The organism is Dialister succinatiphilus YIT 11850 (genome assembly GCF_000242435.1).
Lineage (GTDB): Bacteria > Bacillota > Negativicutes > Veillonellales > Dialisteraceae > Dialister > Dialister succinatiphilus.
Window position 1 is genome coordinate 603,937 of record NZ_JH591188.1, and the last position, 17,845, is coordinate 621,781.

Sequence of the window (17,845 nt, forward strand, 5' to 3'; positions counted from 1 at the left end):
CTCCCCTACGAATCCAGTTCCTTTGCCACCCTTTAGGCGCCACCGACGGCCGGGCATCAAGGTGATCGCTTAGTGTGCGGGCTATACTCGAATAATAGCCCGACTCAGAAGCCCTCTGCAGGACTTCTGCCTTCCAGAGGAAGGAGGCGTTTGCTCTTTGTCATGCAGCACTGGTGATACAAATGTAAATCTCGTAACGAAGGCTTTATACTCATCGCCGCCAAAGGCGGCGATACAACAACCTTCAGCCCGAAGGGATGTCAAACCTAAGAACCTTAAGAACCTTCAGACCGAAGGCTCGTCAACCTTCATGCCCGCAGGGCATATCATGAAGGGCTTCGCTTTTCTAAGTGGGTGGTTGACTCCCTCCCCATCTGTGGTACTATGTATAAAGCATGATGGGTGAGTGTGCCCTTTCATCAAATATTATGTGAAGGAAAAGATATGGGAGAAGCTGCAGCAGACAATTACCAAGTGAATATTCCTCTTTTTGAAGGGCCCCTGGACCTGCTTCTGCATCTGGTGACAAAGAACAGAATCGATATCCACGATATTCCTATCCATCTGATTACGGATCAGTACCTGGCGTATCTGGAATCGGCACGGCAGTTCAATCTGGATCTGGGAAGCAGCTTCTTTGCCATGGCGTCCACCCTCATTCTCATCAAATCCCGCATGCTCCTTCCTGAAAAAAGGCGGGAGGAAATGGATGAATCCGAGGATCCTCGGCAGGAACTTTCCCGGTCCCTGGAAGAGTTTAAGCGGATGAAGGAAGTGAAAGCCCGCATCGAGGCGCTCATGGAAGAGGAGAGCCCTTATCGGGGAAGGGAACCGGAAGTATTCAGGACTTCTGTCTTTCAAGGGAAAATTTCCCTTTCCCGGCTGCAGGCGGCATTTCTTTCCCTCTATGATTCTCTGGAGGAAGAAGAGGAACGGATTCTTCCGTCAGAGGAAGTTTCCCTGGACAGGGAAATAGAAGGATGGGAAAGGACGCTTGCGATGAAGCCATGGGTCATGATGACCGGTTATCTGAAGAAAATGAAGACAAGACTCCATCTGGCAGTGGCTTTTCTGGCCCTTCTTGAGCTGATCCGGCTGGGAAAGGCCAGGGTGGAAGAGGCAGCGGAGGGACTTGTGATTAAAGGAGGCAGTTTATGAAAGGTGCGGCGGCGCTCTCGCCCCTGATAGAAGCCTTTCTCTTTGCCCGGGGCACACCGGCAACGCTGAAGGAGCTGGCCCGGGCCCTGGGAGAAGATACGGTGAGCGTGGAAAAGGGGCTGGAATATCTGAAAGCCCGCTATGACCGGGCAGATTCAGGCATTACCCTGCACCACACAGGGGCAGGATACGGGCTGGCCACAAAGAAAGAATATGACTCATGGCTTTCTTCTCTTCTGGGAAAACAGACGCCCCTTTCGGCGGCGGCACTGGAAACGCTGGCGGTCATAGCTTTAAGGGAGCCTGTGACCCGGGTGGAAATAGAAAAAATACGAGGTGTATCGGCAGGCCGGGTGATTTCCCTCCTCATGGAGAAGGACCTGGTGGAGGAAAGGGGCAGGCTGGATGTGCCGGGGCGGCCCATTCTGTATGGCACCACCCGCCGTTTCCTGCAGGCTACAGGCCTGAATGATGTAAGTGAGCTGAAAACTCGATGGTCCGGAAAACCGGATGAAGGAGAATTATTTTGAAAGAACGTTTGCAGAAAATATTGAGCCATGCCGGCGTCTGTTCAAGAAGGAAAGCGGAAGAGCTGATTCTAGCAGGGCAGGTGAAGGTGAACGGCCAGGTAGTGAAGGAACTGGGCAGTGAAGCGGATCCGGTCAAAGATCGGATTGAAGCCATGGGCACCCTGGTCAAACCGGAGAAGAAGAAATATTTCCTCTTTTACAAACCGGACAATGTGATTACCTCTGTTTCCGATCCCCAGGGACGGCGGACGGTGATGGACTATTTCCGTACTGTGCGGGAGCGGATTTTCCCGGTGGGACGGCTGGATTATCATTCTGAAGGCCTTCTCATCATGACCAATGATGGAGATCTGGACTATATCCTTACTCATCCGAGCCATGAAGTGACAAAGACCTATGAAGTAACTGTACGGGGCCGGTATTCTCCGAAGCTGGCGGATAAAATGTCCCGGGGCGTACGCATTGACACCGGGATTACGGCTCCCTGTGAAATCGAAGTGCTGGGCTATGATAAGGAAAAGAATAAGACAAAGGTCAAAATGGTGCTTCATGAGGGGAAAAACCGGGAAATCAGAAAAATGATGGCAGCCTACCATTACCCCGTTTTCGGTCTCGTGAGGACCGGTTATGCTTTCCTGACGCCGGAGGGCCTTTCCAGAGGCATGAGCCGCAGGCTTACCAGTGAGGAGGTCAGAAAATTATATGAGCTCTACCAGTAGAAAAGTGGCCGTCATCGGCGGCGGGGTGGCAGGTCTCATGGCGGCGGTGACTGCTGCCCATGAGGGAGCGTCGGTATCCCTGTTTGAAAAAATGCCCAAGGTGGGACTGAAGATGGGCATTACGGGAAAGGGGCGCTGCAATCTGACCAATAGTGCGCCCATTATGGATTTCATTGCCAAAACCCCGGGGAATGGCAGATTCCTTTACAGTGCCTATGAAAAATTCAATAACGAAGACCTTCTTTCCCTCTTTCATTCATGGGGCCTTGCCACCAAGGTGGAAAGAGGAGGCCGCGTATTTCCAAAGAGTGATGATGCCCAGGAAGTGCGCCATTTATTTATGAAGCTTCTCCATCAGGAAAAGGTGGATCTCCATCTGGAGGAACCGGTGCGCCATATCCTGCAGAAAGAAGGAAAGGTCACAGGCCTTTCCACTGATAAGGGAACCTATGAGGCGGATGCTGTGATTTTAACCACCGGCGGCGCTTCCTATCCCCGCACCGGCTCTACCGGCGACGGCTATGCCATGGCCCGGGAAATCGGCCATAAGGTGACTGCCATCCGGCCGGCACTGATTCCTCTTGTATGCAGTGAGGCGTGGCCGAAGGAGCTGCAGGGGATTTCCTTAAAGAATGTGACTTTTTCCGTAGATGGCGGAGGAAGGCGCAAAGCGGAAGAATTCGGTGAAATGCTTTTTACCCATTTCGGCGTTTCCGGCCCCATTGTGCTCTCCCTTTCAGACAAAGTGTCCCTGTGGATTTCCCAGGGTCATGACGTAAAGGGAGCCATAGACATGAAACCGGCATTGTCCCTGGAGGTTCTGGATAAAAGGCTTCTCCGGGATTTTGAAAAATATCATTTGAAGCAGATGGCCTCTGCCCTGGTAGACCTCATGCCCCACAGGATGATTGATGTGGTACTCAGACTTTCCGGCATTCCCCGGGATCTTCCGGTAAGCGATCTGAAAAAAGGGGACCGGCTGAAACTGGCAGGGATATTGAAGCATCTGCCCTTAACGATTACAGGCACAAGGCCCCTTTCAGAAGCCATTGTCACTGCCGGCGGCGTATCAGTAAAAGAAATTAATCCATCCACCATGGAATCCAAAATCTGTAAACATGTATATATGGCAGGAGAGGTGCTTGATATCCATGCTTTCACCGGCGGATATAATCTGCAGGCTGCCTTTTCCACCGGCCATCTGGCCGCTCTGTCTGCGGTAAAGGAGTTATCATGAAAAAATTATCTATTGCTATTGACGGCCCTGCTGGTGCAGGGAAGAGCAGTGTTTCCAAAATTCTGGCTGCAAGGCTGGGATATGCCTATCTGGATACCGGTGCCATGTACCGGGCCGTGACCTATGAGGCTCTGGAAAGGAAACTGGAAAGACCGGAAGATATCGTGTCCATGACGGAAAAACTGGATATGGAAGTCAAGCCCGATAAGGATGTGATGCATGTCATTGTGGATGGAAAGGACGTAACTCCCTATATCCGCACGCCGGAAGTGTCGGGCCATGTATCAGAAGTATCCGCCATTGGCGGCGTGAGGACAGCCATGGTGGCTATCCAGCGGAAACAGGCGGAAAAAGGGGGCATCGTGCTGGACGGGCGGGACATCGGTACGACAGTTCTGCCAAAGGCAGATGTGAAGATTTTCCTCACCGCCTCTGTCCATACCAGGGCGGTGCGCCGGTTCAAGGAACTTACTGAAGGCCATCCGGAAATGACCATGGAAGATGTGGAAAAGGAAATCAGCCGCCGGGATTACCTGGACAGCCATCGGGATATTTCTCCGCTGAAACAGGCAGAAGATGCGGTGCTTCTGGATAATGGCGATCTTACCCTGGAAGGTACGGCAGAAGCCATCATTCATATCTGCCGCAGCAGATTCCCCGGCTTTGATGCTTAGGAGGTCCTATGGGATATAAAATTGTAAGGGCTCTTCTTAATTTTATTTTCTTCGGTCTCTTCGGCCTTCATGTGGAAGGCAGGGAAAACGTGCCCTCTACCGGTGCTATCATTGTGGCGCCTAATCACAAAAGCGACTGGGATCCGCCTCTCATCGGCGTGGCCTTTAATACAAGAATTATCCATTATATGGCTAAAGAAGAACTCTTTAAGAACCCCCTTTTCGGCTGGCTCATTCGTCAGTTCGGTACTTTCCCCGTGAAGAGAGGGACTGTGGACCGCACGGCCATAAGGCAGGCCATCCGGGAAATCAAGGCTGGCAATCCGCTGGGCATATTTCCGGAAGGCACCCGGATTAAAAAAGATGGTTTGGGACGGTTTCACTCGGGCATGGCCTCTCTGGCACTGATGACGGGGACTCCAATCATCCCGGTGGCAGTGGTGGGTTCCCGGTTTCTGCCTCACAGGAAAGGGCCTCTGGCCGTGCTTATCGGAAAACCGGTGCCTGTAAAGAAGCAGCGGCCCGATGATGAGCTGGTGGCAGAGATAAATGATGAAATCAAAGGACGCATCCAGAAACTTATGGATGACTATATGAAGAAAGTTTCCTGAACACGAAAGTCCAGCGGCAAGAGGTACTATGGGATATCAGATTATCAGGGCCCTGCTCTATTTCTTCTTCGGCCTGTATGGCCTTCATGTGGAAGGCAGGGAAAATATACCGGACAAAGGGGCGGTGATTGCAGCAGCCAATCATAAGAGCTATTTCGATCCGCCCCTTGTGGGAATGGCGCTGGAGAAGAGAAGAATCAGTTTCATGGCTAAATCGGAGCTCTTCCGAAATCCTCTCTTCGGCCGGCTGATTCGATATCTGGGCGCCTTTCCTGTGAAAAGAAACAGTGCTGACATGACTGCCATTCGGAGAAGCCTTGCGGAATTGAAGAAGGGACAGGTGCTCTGCATATTTCCGGAAGGCGGTTTTGTCCATGGAAAGGCACTGGGCCGCTTTCATCCGGGCATGGCGTTTCTGGCCATCCTCACCGGCACACCCATCCTTCCGGTAGCCATTATCGGTGCCGAGCCTCTGCCTGTAAAAAAAGGTCCTCTGGCCGTAGTTATAGGGAAACCCATACCGGTCAGAAAAGCCAGGCCTGATGATAGAAATACAGCAGCTTTGGATGAACTGGTGAAGCAAAGGATTCAGGCCATGATCGAGGCCTATGAAAAGAAAAAGGGACAGGGGTCCTTTTAAAAATCAATTTCATTGATATTGATTTTTTTTATAGCAAAGCAATAAGTCTGATTATAGCAGACGAAAGAAAAGGTACATAACCTATGGAAATATACAAGTCAAAGGTGATGGGATTCTGCTACGGCGTGAGAAGAGCGCTGAAAATTGCCGAAAAAGCCGCAGATTCCGGCATCAAAGCCGTTACCTTCGGACCCATCATTCATAATCCCCAGGTAGTGGAAAAGCTGGCTCAGCGGGGCATACCGGCAGTGGACAATTTCGACGGTCTTACTGACGAAACTGTAATAATTCGCTCGCACGGAGTGGGGCCTTCGTGTTATAATATGCTTAAGTGCAAAAATCTGGCCCTAATGGACGCGACCTGTCCTTTCGTCAGAAGGAACCAGGAGATGGCTCATCGACTGGTGGAAGACGGAAAGCAGGTTATACTCATCGGTGAAAAAAGGCACCCTGAAATGAAGAGTGTGGCTGAATGGGCGGTGGGACATTCTTACCAGGTAGAAACCATGGAAGATGTAGATGCACTCCCGCCACTGGATGAAGCCTATATAGTCACTCAGACCACATTTTCAGCTGTCTTGGCCGACCGGCTTGTCGAAGCGCTGGGGAAAAAGGTGAAAAACCTTCACGTCAACAAATCCATTTGTGACGCAACCATGCAGCGGCAGCAGGCGGCTCGTGAGCTGGCGGATAGAGTAGATGTGATGATTGTCATAGGCGGGCGCAACAGCGCCAACACCTCAAGACTTGCGGAAATCTGCGGGGAAGAGGGAGCCCGGACTTATCATATCGAAACGGCTGGGGAACTAAAACCGAGCTGGTTCCACAGTCGGGACAAGATTGGCATCACCGCCGGTGCATCCACACCGGACTGGATCATAGAGGAGGTAGTTTGTATTATGGAAAACATGAAGGAAATGCTGGATCAGGAGGAAATGAACCTGGATGTACACAAAGGCAGCGTCGTTGAAGGTAAGGTCGTAGATCTCACCGACGACAAGGCTTATATCTCTTTCGGATATAAGACAGAAGCTGTTCTTCTTGCACATGAATATTCCTACCCGGCACCGGCATCCCTGAAAGATGTGCTGAAAATTGGTGACACTCTCCGTGTTCAGATCGTCAGCGGAGTTAAAGAAGATAGCACAATTTACGTATCTAAGATTAAAGTAGACCGTCTCGCTGACTGGGATGTAGTCGAAGAAGCATTCGAAAAAGGTGAACCCGTTGAATGCGAAGGCATTGAAGCCATTAAGGTTGGTCTGCTTGTTCAGATTAAATCTCTCCGCGGATTCATTCCCCTGTCTCAGGGCGATCTCCGCTTCGTTCATTCCCTGCAGAACCTGGTAGGCAAGACTTTCCAGGCTAAGATTCTGGAAGTGGACCGCGCTAAGAACAGACTGGTTCTTTCCCGCAAAGCCGTTCTGGAAGATGAAAGAAATGCAGAAATGGATGTTATCGAAAAAGCCTATGAAAACGGCGACGTTCTCAAAGGCACTGTAAAGAAGATTATGCCTTACGGCGCATTCGTTGGTATCAACGGCGTAGAAGGCCTTCTCCATATTTCCGATATTTCCTGGAAGAAGATTGCCAAGGTCGAAGATGTTCTCAAACCGGAACAGGAAATTGATGTCAAGATCAAATCCTTCGATCGTGAAAAACAGAGAATCTCCTTCAGCCACAAGGACTGCCTCCCCAATCCTTGGGAAACAGCTATCCATGATCATGAAGTAGATGACATTGTGGATGCCAAGGTCGTTAAGATCCTTGAATTCGGCGTTATCGTAGAACTGGATGACGGCCTCACCGGTCTTCTCCACATTAACGAAATGACCGACGACCACAACAAGAAACCGGGCGATATCTGCCAGGTAGGAGACGAACTCAAAGTCCGCATCATCAACATTGATGAAGGCCGCAGAAGAATCTCCTTCGCACTGGAAGAAGCTCCTTCCCACGAAGAAGCTCCGGCTGAAGAATAAGACCAATCAAAAAAAGCTGCCCTCTGGGGCGGCTTTTTTATTGGCTGAAACAGGCTTCCGGCTGCGGCAGATGATAGAAGCCACAGGCCCGATGAGAAACCTTTCATGAAAAGTTTCTTGCGTTGGTGAACAGCAGAAGTGCCAAGCCGAGCGGGAAACCATTTGGGAAGAGATTCCTGCCGCAGTGAATAGCAGCGGTGCCAGGCCGGGCAGAAAACTACCTAGGAACTGTTTCCTTCCGCAATGAATCACAGAAGCGTCATGCCCGGTAGAAACCATTTTCCTTGACATAAACCTCCATCCGTCATACAATTTCAATACAGTATAACAAAAATGGAGAAGTGTTGCTCCAAGGCAGTTATGATAATACATTTGATTTTGTATATAGAAAGGATGGGGACTTATGAGCAAACCTCTCGTTGCCATTGTAGGCAGGCCGAACGTGGGCAAATCTACGCTGATTAATGGACTGGCCCAGCGGCGTGTATCGATTGTGGAGGATATCCCCGGTGTAACTCGAGACAGGATTTACTGTGATGTGAAATGGCTTGATAAGGAATTTACCCTGATTGATACAGGGGGCATTGAATTCCGGAATGAGAAGGACCAGATTTCCAGCGGCATTCGCCAGCAGGCGGAGCTGGCCATGGAAGAGGCTGATGTCATTCTGTTCGTGGTGGATGCCAGGACAGGGATGACCAGCGATGATGAGATCATTGCGGGACTTCTCAGAAAGACCGGCAAGCCTGTGGTGCTGGCAGTGAATAAGGTGGACAGCGATAACCAGGAAATGGATGTGTACGAATTCTATTCGCTGGGACTGGGGGATCCCATCGGTATTTCTGCAGTGAACCGGTTGAATTTCGGCGACCTGCTGGACCGGATTACAGAAGGATTCCCCAATCAGAAGGAAGAGGAATCGGAAGACATTATCCGCACGGCCATCGTGGGCCGTCCAAACGTGGGCAAATCCACCCTTATCAATTCCCTTCTGGGCTATGAACGATCCCTGGTGGCTGATGAAATGGGAACCACCAGAGATGCAGTGGACTCTCTCTGGACCTATAAGGGAAAGACCTTTATCCTGGTGGATACAGCAGGTATGAGGAAGAAGAGCAAAATAGACGAACCTCTGGAAAAATACAGCGTCATCCGTTCCATTCGTGCCATTGATAACTGCGATGTGGCTATTTTCGTGATTGATGCGGAAGACAAGCTGACGGAGCAGGACAAGAAAATTATCGGCTACATCCATGAAGCCGGCAAGGGACTGATTCTTTTCGTCAATAAATGGGATTCCATTGCAAAGGATGAACATACAATCAATGAGTTTGAAAAGGAAATTAGAAATGGCCTTCCTTTTGCTCCCTATGCGCCCATGCTTTTCGGATCGGCTAAGACCAAACAGAGAATCCATCGTCTTGGGGATCTGATTTACAATGTGGCAGAGCAGCAGAATCTCCGGGTATCCACTTCGGTGCTGAATGACCTTCTGGAAGATGCGAAAATGATTAATCCGCCGCCCGCCCATTCCGGCAGGGTAGCGAAGATTTATTACATGACAGAGGTGGGCGTGCGGCCGCCTACGTTTGTGATGTTTGTGAATGATGCCAACCTGATTCATTTTTCCTATGTCCGTTTTATTGAAAACAAGCTTCGGGAGGCCTTCAGCTTCGAGGGGACGCCCATTCGCATTGTGGTACGGAGCAAAAAGGACGGTGGCGACGATTGATGGAATCCATCCTGTGGATTGTGCTGGCTTATTTCATAGGGGCCATCCCCAGCGGCTATATCATTGGCCGTGTATTTTACGGTGTGAACCTGAAGAAAGTGGGGAGCGGAAATATCGGTGCCACCAATGCTTACAGGGAATTAGGGGTGAAGGCAGGACTGGCTGTCTTTATCTGTGATTTCATGAAAGGTTTCATTGCGGTGCATCTGGGGATGCCTGATCCGGTGATTGTGCTTCTCTGCGCCGTATTTGCTATTATCGGCAATGACTGGTCTGTATTCCTTCATTTCAAAAGCGGCAAAGGCGTGGCCTGCGGCGTAGGGGCTTTTACCTACATCTGTGCTCCTGCCGTGCTGGCAGCCTTTCTGGTGTGGCTTGCTGTTTTCAAATGGAAACATATTGTTTCGCTGGGATCTATTCTGGCCGCACCGGTGGTACCCCTTGTCATGCTGATAGAAGGAGAACCATTGGAATATGTGGCATTCGGTGCCCTGGCAGCTGTGATTGTCATTGGAAAACATAAAGATAATATTGGAAGGCTTCTGAGAGGTGAAGAGAAGCCTATTACCAGGGAAAAGAGGTAATACCTTTGAAAATTGCAATGATTGGAGCCGGCGGATGGGGTACTGCCATGATGATCGAACTGGCCGGACGGAATAATGATCTGATTATGTACTGCAGAAACCCGGATAGAGCAGAGGAAATAAGGAAGACCAGGGAAAATGGAGAATATCTGCCGGGGGCTCACATTCCTGAAAAGATCCGCATTACAAGCGACCTGGAGGAAGCGGTGGAAGGAGCAGGCTGTGTCATTATCTGCACTCCTTCTCATGTGGTAGAGGAGATGGCAGCCCGTCTGAAGCCCTGGCTCATGAAAGATGCGGTGGTGGTATGCGCGTCCAAGGGACTGGCAGACAATGAAGGCCATCGCCTTTCAGAAGGAATTACGAAAGAAGTGGCTGGTATTACCGATAAGATTGTGGCCCTTTCCGGCCCTAATCATGCGGAAGAAGTGGGCATCGGGCTTCCCTGCGCCACGGTGGCTGCCTCCGCTGTGCCGGAAGCGGTGCAGATTGTGCAGGACCTGTATATGAGCCCTGTTTTCCGGGTATATCGCAGCGATGATATACGGGGCGTGGAATATGGCGGTGCATTGAAGAATATTATGGCGCTGGCCTGCGGTGTTCTTGACGGCATCGGCCTTGGCGACAACTGCCGGGCTGCCCTGATGACCAGAGGACTGGTGGAAATGACCAGGTTTGGTGTTCATTTCGGCGCCCAGATGACCACTTTCTTCGGCCTCTCCGGCATGGGGGATCTGGTATGCACCTGCACCAGCATCCACAGCCGCAATCATCGGGCCGGCATGATGATGGCCAAAGGAATGACTGCTGATGAAATCAGCAAAAGCACCAACATGGTGGTAGAAGGAATTCGCACGGCCCGTCTGGTTCATGAAATCGCCCTGCGGGAACATATCGACATGCCTATTACGGAAGAAGTATGTCATCTGATTAAAGGCGACCATAACGCCAGGGAAGCTCTGGAAATCCTTATGACCCGGGCCAAAAAGGCGGAGTCCGAAACCTATTGAGATAAAACAGAGCAGTATCATGCCGGACAGGAAACGATTTCAGCCATAAAAAAATTTGAACTCACCGGCGATTTACATAGCCGTTTATGCTATAATGAACATAAGTGTGGAAAGAAGGATTTCTTTTCTGCATGATGAAAATGAGGTAGAACACATGAAAATTATCGGAGGAAACGCCAAGGGCACTCTGCTGTCGTCTCCTGCGGGGCGGAATACCAGACCCACCCTGGGAAGGGTAAGGGAAAGCGTTTTCAACGTACTTGCCAATGTAGGCATCCTGGAGACAAAGGTACTTGATATTTTTGCAGGTACCGGAGCCATGGGACTGGAAGCCTTGAGCCGGGGCGCCGGAGAAGCGGTATTCCTGGATAAAGCTACCGGTGCCATCATCAGGGAAAATGCGCTTCGCTGCCATGTGGCAGACCGGAGCCGTATACTGAAGGGAGATGTTTCTTCCTCCCTGAAAACGCTCCGGGGACAGAAATTTGACTATATTTTCATGGATCCGCCTTACAGGAAGGGATATATCAATGAGGTTCTGCAGGAGGTATTCGATTGTGACCTTCCGGCAGAAGAAGCCATCATTATTGCAGAACACTCTGTATCCGAACCGCCTGATTTGTCTCTTTTCCAGGGAAAATGCCAGTTGTGGAAAGAGAAAAAAGTGGGGGCCATTGTTGTAAGTTATCTGCAGTGCAGATAATGAGGAGAAGGTTTGAATGAAATTAGCTATATGCCCCGGAAGTTTTGATCCGGTCACCTATGGTCATCTTGACATTATCAGAAGAAGCGCCAGCCTTGTAGACAAGCTGATTGTGGCGGCTTTTTTAAACCCTACAAAACACTACATGTTTACTACGGAAGAACGCATTGCCATGCTGAAGGAAACCACGAAGGATATCCCCAATGTGGAAGTGGATGCTTTCGATGGGCTTCTCAATGAATATGCGGCAAAAAAGAACTGCCATCTCCTGATCCGGGGACTCCGGGCATTCAGCGATTTTGAATATGAATTCCAGAGAGCCCTGATGATAAAAAAGATTGATCCCACCCTGGAAACAGCATTCTTTATGACGGACGGCCGTTATTCCTATCTTTCTTCTACCGGCGTCCGGGAGCTGGCTCATTTTAATGGAGATGTGACCTCCATGGTGCCGCCCTTTGTCCAGGAAATGATAAAAAGGAAAGTAAATTCTATTAAGAAATGAGGCTGCCGATTATGGATACAAGAAAACTTCTTGAAGAACTTGAAAATGTCATTAACAATGCCAGCGAGGTGCCGTTCACCAATAAGAAAATGGTGGATAAGGATGAGGTGGAACGGCTGATTGATGCCATCAACCAGTCCCTGCCCAATGAACTGGAAAGTGCAAGAAGAATTGTTGCCGATAAGGAACGGATTATGCTGGATGCCGAAAAGAAGGCGGAAGACACGGTAGCGCAGGCAAAGGACTATATTGCCCGCATTACGGAAGAAAGCGAACTGGTCAAACAGGCCCAGGAAAGAGCTAATGAAGTGATTTCCTCTGCCAATAAATCAGCCGACGAACTGCGTACCAGCTCTGTGACCTATGCCACTGATGTACTGAAGTACGTGGAAACAAACATGGAAAACGTGCTGGACAGCCTGAAGAAAAACCGGCAGAGCCTGATTGATTCCAATTCCGCTGCAGCCCGTCAGCAGCAGGAACAGCAGCCTCAGGACGAACAGAAAAAATAATAAAGGCAGAAAGGCCTTGGCCGCTGCTCGTATAATCAATCGTTGATTCTTTACCTTACTTTCTGAATCTTTTTGAAACAGGGGGACAGGCCTATGGGAACCGAGGGAGACAAAAGAAGAGCCATTCTTCTTTGTGCATGCATTGCCTGTATTCTCATAGGACTGTCCTTTTTTGTGCTGGATCCCCTGTCCCTCAGGCAGGAAAAAGGGAAGCCTGCGCTCCAGGTAAGCCAGGCAGAAGAGGGGAAAAAAGGAAAAATCCTTGTTTATGTGGTAGGGGCTGTGAAGAATCCGGGAGTCTATGAAATACCGGAGGGCAGTCATTACTATGATGCCGTGAAGGCGGCAGGGGATGTGCTGCCCTATGCCGACATGACTGCCGTGAACATGGCGGAACCGGTGACGGAAAGCATGAAAATATGGATTCCCCTGGATCCCTATATGAAAGACCCTGGTGCCCTGGGCCTGGTGAATATTAATACGGCCGGTGCGAAAGAGCTGGAAACACTGCCCGGCATCGGTAAGGTGACAGCCGAAAAAATCATGGCCTACCGGGAAGAACATGGAAGCTTCAGAACAAAAGAGGATTTGAAGCGCGTACCATCTATCAGCGATGGGAAGTTTAAAAAACTGGCGGATAAAATTACATTATGAATACCAAGTATCCCCTGCTTTGGAGTGCCCTTTTTCTGGCGCTGGGAGTGGTGCTTTATGACACCTTCCCTTCTTTTTTCATGCGCTGGCCCTGGGTCTTTCCCCTGGCAGCGGGATGCTTTCTTCTTTTTTCTTTCCTTTTCCGCGGGAAAAGGGGACTCCTTTTGATGGTGGTTTTCCTGTGTATCCTCACAGCCGGTATGGGCCGTATGTTTCTGGCTGACCGGTACTACGAGCAGCAGTCATCCTGGGCGGCAGGGAGCGAAGGGCGCTGGACCGGCATCGTGAAGGAGGCGCCATCGGTCAACCGGGATGGTGATGCCTATGCCCGCTACTACACGGAACTGGAATCTATCACCTACAGCGACGGCGTGGAAAAATCACTTTCCGGTACGGCCTTTGTTTATGATACCCATCCGGAAAAGCTTTATGGCACGGGAGATTCCATTTCCGTCACCGGAAAGATGACGGCTGTGAGGATTTATAAAAATCCCGGTAAAATCGATCTGGAAGGGCGCTACCGAAGCCGTCGGCTCATGGGAAGGATTTATCCGCAGGAACCGGAAAAAATTCATTTTCTGGGAGAAAGCGGTGAGTACAGGGCCGGCCGGCTGGCCGACGAAATCAAAGGAAAGGTGGAGTCCTGGTTTAAGCCCTACATGGACCCCCTGAGGCTCCATATCCTTATGACCCTGCTCTTTGGCGGAAATTATAATGAAATACCGGAATATATCATGACTTCCTTTTCCGCCACCGGCATTATCCATATTCTTTCCGTTTCCGGATCTCATGTGGCCCTTCTTTTCGGCTTTCTTTATTTCCTTGGAAAATGGCTTCACCTGCCTAAAAAGCTGGTGGTGGGCGGATCCATTGTGCTGGTTCTTTTTTATGCCCTCCTGTCCGGTCTGGTGCCTCCGGTCATCCGTGCAGCGGTGATGGGTATTCTTTCCGTAGGCGGTGTATTCCTGGAGCGGGAGAAGACTTCTCTCAACCTCCTGGGGGCGGCGGTGGCAGGCATGCTGCTATGGGATCCCTTTTACCTGTATGATGTGAGTTTCCAGCTGTCCGTCGGGGCGTCAGCTGGCATTCTCCTTTTTTACAGACCCCTTATGGGAGAGCTTTCAAGGATTTCCTTCCTGCCCCGATGGGTGAAGGAAGGGGTGGCTCTGTCCACAGCAGCCCAGGTGCTCACCATTCCGGTGATGCTCTATGATTTTCATACTTTTCCCCTCTATTTCATTCCAGCCAATCTTTTTGTTACCCCTTTCCTGGAATGGGTGATCATAGCAGGTCTGGTGGCGGCTGCTGCGGCACCGGTGTGTCTGCCCCTTGCAGGAGGCATACTCCAGGGGGCTGATTACCTTCTCTGGGCAGGTCTTCATTTGAATCTTCATCTGTCTTCCTGGCCGGGGGCCCAGGTCCAAACCGGCGGGCTGACCATGGTACAGATTCTTCTGTACTATGTTACAGTAGGAATCTGCTATTTTAAAAAAGAAATCTTTTCCGTTCCCAAAAGGATGTATGGAGCGCTTCTCCTGTGGTGTTCTCTTCTGGGTCTGACCTTTTTCTTTTATATAACCAGACCGGAGTGGGTGGTATACTGCCCTGACCTTGGCCCGGACCAGGGAGCGGTACTTGTCACAGGAGAGCATAAAATCTTATACTATAAAGGCGGCAGCATTCCCTCCCACACGTCGGACTGGGAATGGAAGTCGATTCTTGGCTATGAAGGGATTTTTGATGCGGATATTCTCATTTTAAATCTGGAAGACGTGAAGGAACCGCTGCCTCTGACGCTGCCGGTGCCGGTGAGAGAAATCTGGGTGACCGGCGGCAGGGCACAGGAAAAGACGCCCCGCCTTCTGCAGGGATTTGAGGGAACAATCCGGGCGCTTTCCAAATCCCGTCTCCGTCTGGGGCGCCTGTCCTTTGTCACCGATGGGAGCAGCTGGCTTCTGTCCGAGGGGGATAGGGGCGTCTATCTTTCGGGAAGAAGGGGAATGGAGAAAACGTCCTTTCCTGCCCACACCCTCTGGATTGCGTCCGGACGGAAGAATGGAGCGGGCATCAGGGAGGAGGAAATGGACCGGGTCAAGGCGGAGGCCGTGGTTTATGGCGGAAGCCGTCTTTCCTCGTCCTTTGAGGATGTGGATTTATTTGAATTCAAAAATTATCAGGCAGCCAATGTGTACAGGGAAGGCATGCAGACCGCATCCTTCCGGCATAAGTGGGAGCTGGAAAATACATCATGGTTATGAAGAAATTAAATAAAAGCAACTGCTTCTTTTTATACGGCGATGATCTCGTGTCTGCCAATATACGGAAGAACAGGATCATTGATTCCTATTTTCATGGAAAGGCGCCGGAGGTGACCCTGTTTGACGGGAGCGGCACCTTTGAAGCCTATCAGAATGCGCTGGAAGGGCAGTCCCTTTTCACTGCAGAAACGGCAGTGGTCCTCCATAATCCGCCCTTTCTGAAAAGGCGGTCCGAAAAGGAGGATCATAGGGAGGAAAGTTTTCTTGAAACGGTGAAAGACCTTTCTCCAGATATCCTCCTCATCATCCTTTTGGATGGTAAGCCCGATAAACGAACGAAAATCATTAAAACCCTCCTTTCCATCTGCACAAGCGAGGAATACAGTCTGATGAATCCCAGAGATGCGGCAGGCACTATGATTCGAATGCTGGCAGATGCAGGGAAACGGGTGGATTATGAAGCCCGGGGGTATCTGGAGACAGTTCTTTCCTCCTGGGAGCAGATTTCTGCTCCCCTTCTCCAGACGGAATGTGATAAAATTGTGCTGATGTGCGGAAATCAGGACACAGTGAGTCGGAAACTGCTGGAAGCGGCCCTTCCGGATTATATGAACCAGGGAATTTTCCGCTTTACCGACGCCCTTCTGGATGAGAAGGCCAGTGTGGTGCTGGAAAGCACGGACCGCGTTTTCACAGATATTTCCACCACCATTAAGAACCTGGGTTTCCTTTCCTCCAAATTCAGGAAAATCAAGATTTTTCACGAAATGAAAAGGAACCGCCGCCCTGAGGGAGAAATCAGGCAGGTCCTGGGCATCCGCAGCTCCTGGATGTGGCGGAATATGCAGAATGAAGCAGCCAAAGTGGGAGAAAAGAAAGCAGAATGGTTTCTGCTCCAGATTTTTAATTATCAGATGAAAACAAGGCAGGGTTCTTCTGAAATGGAATTGAAAGACCTGCTTCTGACATATTGTATGAAATGAAGGTAACCGGTCATTGAAATTACGAATTAAACGGATAGCTGGCATGATTTCACTGGTGGCGCTCCTCACGGGAGCTGCCGCCCCCTTTCTTTGGGTGAAAGGTGATTCGGTGATTCCGGGCGTGAGAATTAACGGTGTTGCGGCAGGCGGTTTTTCCAAGGCGCAGATGATGGATTTCCTGCAGGAAGAAAATAAAGCCATGGAGAAGGAGAATCTGAATCTGGTGAAGGATTCGGTGAAGGAGACCTGGAATTATAAGGACCTGCACGTCTCCTATGATGAACACAGCTTGGACGAAGCCATGGCCATCGGCAGACAGGGAAGCCTTTTCCAGCAGTGGAAAGACCGCTGGGCAGCCCTTCTCTCGGGGAAAGCGGCCCACATGGATGCTTCCTTTGATGAGGAAGCGGTGAAAAAGAAGGCCGACCAGCTGATCAAGACATACAGCCAACCGCCGCAGAACGCCATGCCCCGTTTCCATAGTGACGGCTCCATTACCTTTTCCAAAGGACGGCCCCATCTGGCTATTCAGGAAGAAGACCTGATGCAGGGGGTAAAGGACATGCTGGAAACAGGCAGAGGGGGAGAAATGGAGATTCCGGTGACGGAAGAAGTGAAGCCTAACATGTCCGATAAGGAAGCAGAGGAAATCAATACGGTGCTGGCTCGATACAGCACCTCTTTCGGAGGAGATGCCAACAGGAGCAGCAATATTTCCCTGGCAGCAGAAAAAATCAGCGGCACCTATCTGAAACCCGGCGCCGATTTTTCCTACAACCGTACCACCGGTTCCCGCTCTGCAGCCAATGGGTATAAAGAGGCGCCGGTCATTATTAACGGCAAACTGGAACCGGGCTCCGGCGGCGGTGTATGCCAGGTGAGTTCCACCCTTTTCAATGCCGTACTTCTTGCAGGGCTGGAAGTGACGCAGCGTACCTGCCACTTCTCCCCCGTATCCTATGTCCCCTTGGGGCGGGATGCCACGGTGGCGGAGGGAGTCATTGATTTCTGTTTCCGAAACCATCTGAAACATGGCGTTTATGTCTATGCGGAATATGCGCCGGGCTCCATATCTGTCTGGATTTTGGGAAATAAGGAAGACAAGCCTTCCTATGTAGATATTTCCAAAACAAAGGAAGAAACGGTGCCTTTTAAAACCGTAAACCGCGTGGATCCTTCCCAGAAGGAAGAACAAAAAACAGAAGAAGGTCATGAAGGAAAAAACGTGACCGTTAAGCAGAGCGTGAAATGGGCCGATGGCAGAGTCTATCATGACCTTTTTGAATCGGACTACGAAGCCGTGGATACAGTGATTACCTATAAGAACAAGGAGGACCTGCCGAAAGAATAAGG

General features: G+C 50.4%; 18 protein-coding genes. All 18 read left to right on the top strand.

The genetic code is table 11. The features are described 5' to 3' along the window. The first annotated feature begins 444 nt into the window (after window positions 1-444). Window positions 445-1,158 (top strand): segregation and condensation protein A, encoded by a 714-nt coding sequence (locus HMPREF9453_RS08200; protein ID WP_008860085.1) that lies wholly within the window; start codon window positions 445-447, stop codon window positions 1,156-1,158. After that, window positions 1,155-1,688 carry an SMC-Scp complex subunit ScpB gene (gene scpB / locus HMPREF9453_RS08205; protein WP_008860086.1) on the top strand — a complete coding sequence of 178 codons (534 nt, stop codon included), beginning with the start codon at window positions 1,155-1,157 and terminating at the stop codon, window positions 1,686-1,688. The genes HMPREF9453_RS08200 and scpB overlap by 4 nt, the downstream gene beginning before the upstream one ends. After that, window positions 1,685-2,407: a pseudouridine synthase gene (locus HMPREF9453_RS08210; RefSeq protein WP_008860087.1), complete on the top strand. Its 723-nt coding sequence runs from the start codon at window positions 1,685-1,687 to the stop codon at window positions 2,405-2,407. The genes scpB and HMPREF9453_RS08210 overlap by 4 nt, the downstream gene beginning before the upstream one ends. Continuing rightward, window positions 2,391-3,644 carry a BaiN/RdsA family NAD(P)/FAD-dependent oxidoreductase gene (locus HMPREF9453_RS08215; protein ID WP_008860088.1) on the top strand — a complete coding sequence of 418 codons (1,254 nt, stop codon included), beginning with the start codon at window positions 2,391-2,393 and terminating at the stop codon, window positions 3,642-3,644. The genes HMPREF9453_RS08210 and HMPREF9453_RS08215 overlap by 17 nt, the downstream gene beginning before the upstream one ends. Continuing rightward, window positions 3,641-4,318 (top strand): (d)CMP kinase, encoded by a 678-nt coding sequence (gene cmk / locus HMPREF9453_RS08220; protein WP_008860089.1) that lies wholly within the window; start codon window positions 3,641-3,643, stop codon window positions 4,316-4,318. Before HMPREF9453_RS08215 ends, cmk begins: the two co-directional genes overlap by 4 nt. Window positions 4,319-4,326: 8 nt before the next feature. Further along, complete coding sequence (locus HMPREF9453_RS08225) at window positions 4,327-4,929, top strand: lysophospholipid acyltransferase family protein (protein ID WP_008860090.1); 603 nt, start codon at window positions 4,327-4,329, stop codon at window positions 4,927-4,929. A 28-nt stretch (window positions 4,930-4,957) separates the two neighbouring features. Next, window positions 4,958-5,569, top strand: coding sequence for a lysophospholipid acyltransferase family protein (locus HMPREF9453_RS08230; protein ID WP_008860091.1), 612 nt, complete (start codon window positions 4,958-4,960; stop codon window positions 5,567-5,569). A gap of 83 nt (window positions 5,570-5,652) precedes the next feature. Beyond that, entirely contained in the window at window positions 5,653-7,551 is a 1,899-nt protein-coding gene (locus HMPREF9453_RS08235; protein WP_008860092.1) for a bifunctional 4-hydroxy-3-methylbut-2-enyl diphosphate reductase/30S ribosomal protein S1, read from the top strand. A gap of 403 nt (window positions 7,552-7,954) precedes the next feature. Further along, the gene (gene der, locus HMPREF9453_RS08240; protein WP_008860093.1) at window positions 7,955-9,283 is read left to right on the top strand and encodes a ribosome biogenesis GTPase Der; all 1,329 of its coding nucleotides are present in this window, start codon (window positions 7,955-7,957) and stop codon (window positions 9,281-9,283) included. Continuing rightward, window positions 9,283-9,867, top strand: a complete 585-nt coding sequence (gene plsY / locus HMPREF9453_RS08245) for a glycerol-3-phosphate 1-O-acyltransferase PlsY (RefSeq protein ID WP_008860094.1) — start codon at window positions 9,283-9,285, stop codon at window positions 9,865-9,867. The genes der and plsY overlap by 1 nt, the downstream gene beginning before the upstream one ends. A 5-nt stretch (window positions 9,868-9,872) precedes the next feature. Continuing rightward, window positions 9,873-10,877 carry an NAD(P)H-dependent glycerol-3-phosphate dehydrogenase gene (locus HMPREF9453_RS08250; RefSeq protein WP_008860095.1) on the top strand — a complete coding sequence of 335 codons (1,005 nt, stop codon included), beginning with the start codon at window positions 9,873-9,875 and terminating at the stop codon, window positions 10,875-10,877. Window positions 10,878-11,031: 154 nt separating this feature from the next. Next, a complete protein-coding gene (rsmD, locus tag HMPREF9453_RS08255; protein WP_008860096.1) occupies window positions 11,032-11,580 on the top strand; it encodes a 16S rRNA (guanine(966)-N(2))-methyltransferase RsmD in 549 nt (182 codons plus the stop codon). Between the two features lie 16 nt (window positions 11,581-11,596). Beyond that, window positions 11,597-12,085 (top strand): pantetheine-phosphate adenylyltransferase, encoded by a 489-nt coding sequence (gene coaD / locus HMPREF9453_RS08260; RefSeq protein ID WP_008860097.1) that lies wholly within the window; start codon window positions 11,597-11,599, stop codon window positions 12,083-12,085. Between the two features lie 11 nt (window positions 12,086-12,096). After that, entirely contained in the window at window positions 12,097-12,597 is a 501-nt protein-coding gene (locus tag HMPREF9453_RS08265; protein ID WP_008860098.1) for a hypothetical protein, read from the top strand. A gap of 93 nt (window positions 12,598-12,690) precedes the next feature. Continuing rightward, a complete protein-coding gene (locus tag HMPREF9453_RS08270) occupies window positions 12,691-13,251 on the top strand; it encodes a helix-hairpin-helix domain-containing protein (protein ID WP_008860099.1) in 561 nt (186 codons plus the stop codon). After that, complete coding sequence (locus tag HMPREF9453_RS08275) at window positions 13,248-15,509, top strand: ComEC/Rec2 family competence protein (RefSeq protein ID WP_008860100.1); 2,262 nt, start codon at window positions 13,248-13,250, stop codon at window positions 15,507-15,509. The genes HMPREF9453_RS08270 and HMPREF9453_RS08275 overlap by 4 nt, the downstream gene beginning before the upstream one ends. Further along, window positions 15,506-16,492 (top strand): DNA polymerase III subunit delta, encoded by a 987-nt coding sequence (gene holA, locus HMPREF9453_RS08280; RefSeq protein WP_008860101.1) that lies wholly within the window; start codon window positions 15,506-15,508, stop codon window positions 16,490-16,492. Before HMPREF9453_RS08275 ends, holA begins: the two co-directional genes overlap by 4 nt. Before the next feature lie 13 nt (window positions 16,493-16,505). After that, window positions 16,506-17,843: a VanW family protein gene (locus tag HMPREF9453_RS11090; protein ID WP_148363743.1), complete on the top strand. Its 1,338-nt coding sequence runs from the start codon at window positions 16,506-16,508 to the stop codon at window positions 17,841-17,843. Window positions 17,844-17,845 lie beyond the last annotated feature (2 nt).

Bases quoted from the DNA above. Each gene is read 5' to 3' on its own strand.
- HMPREF9453_RS08225 (WP_008860090.1), top strand. From the start codon at position 4,327: ATGGGATATAAAATTGTAAGGGCTCTTCTTAATTTTATTTTCTTCGGT.
- der (WP_008860093.1), top strand. From the start codon at position 7,955: ATGAGCAAACCTCTCGTTGCCATTGTAGGCAGGCCGAACGTGGGCAAA.
- scpB (WP_008860086.1), top strand. From the start codon at position 1,155: ATGAAAGGTGCGGCGGCGCTCTCGCCCCTGATAGAAGCCTTTCTCTTT.
- holA (WP_008860101.1), top strand. From the start codon at position 15,506: ATGAAGAAATTAAATAAAAGCAACTGCTTCTTTTTATACGGCGATGAT.
- HMPREF9453_RS08230 (WP_008860091.1), top strand. From the start codon at position 4,958: ATGGGATATCAGATTATCAGGGCCCTGCTCTATTTCTTCTTCGGCCTG.
- HMPREF9453_RS08235 (WP_008860092.1), top strand. From the start codon at position 5,653: ATGGAAATATACAAGTCAAAGGTGATGGGATTCTGCTACGGCGTGAGA.
- cmk (WP_008860089.1), top strand. From the start codon at position 3,641: ATGAAAAAATTATCTATTGCTATTGACGGCCCTGCTGGTGCAGGGAAG.
- rsmD (WP_008860096.1), top strand. From the start codon at position 11,032: ATGAAAATTATCGGAGGAAACGCCAAGGGCACTCTGCTGTCGTCTCCT.
- HMPREF9453_RS08215 (WP_008860088.1), top strand. From the start codon at position 2,391: ATGAGCTCTACCAGTAGAAAAGTGGCCGTCATCGGCGGCGGGGTGGCA.
- plsY (WP_008860094.1), top strand. From the start codon at position 9,283: ATGGAATCCATCCTGTGGATTGTGCTGGCTTATTTCATAGGGGCCATC.
- HMPREF9453_RS08275 (WP_008860100.1), top strand. From the start codon at position 13,248: ATGAATACCAAGTATCCCCTGCTTTGGAGTGCCCTTTTTCTGGCGCTG.
- HMPREF9453_RS08265 (WP_008860098.1), top strand. From the start codon at position 12,097: ATGGATACAAGAAAACTTCTTGAAGAACTTGAAAATGTCATTAACAAT.
- HMPREF9453_RS08270 (WP_008860099.1), top strand. From the start codon at position 12,691: ATGGGAACCGAGGGAGACAAAAGAAGAGCCATTCTTCTTTGTGCATGC.
- HMPREF9453_RS08200 (WP_008860085.1), top strand. From the start codon at position 445: ATGGGAGAAGCTGCAGCAGACAATTACCAAGTGAATATTCCTCTTTTT.
- coaD (WP_008860097.1), top strand. From the start codon at position 11,597: ATGAAATTAGCTATATGCCCCGGAAGTTTTGATCCGGTCACCTATGGT.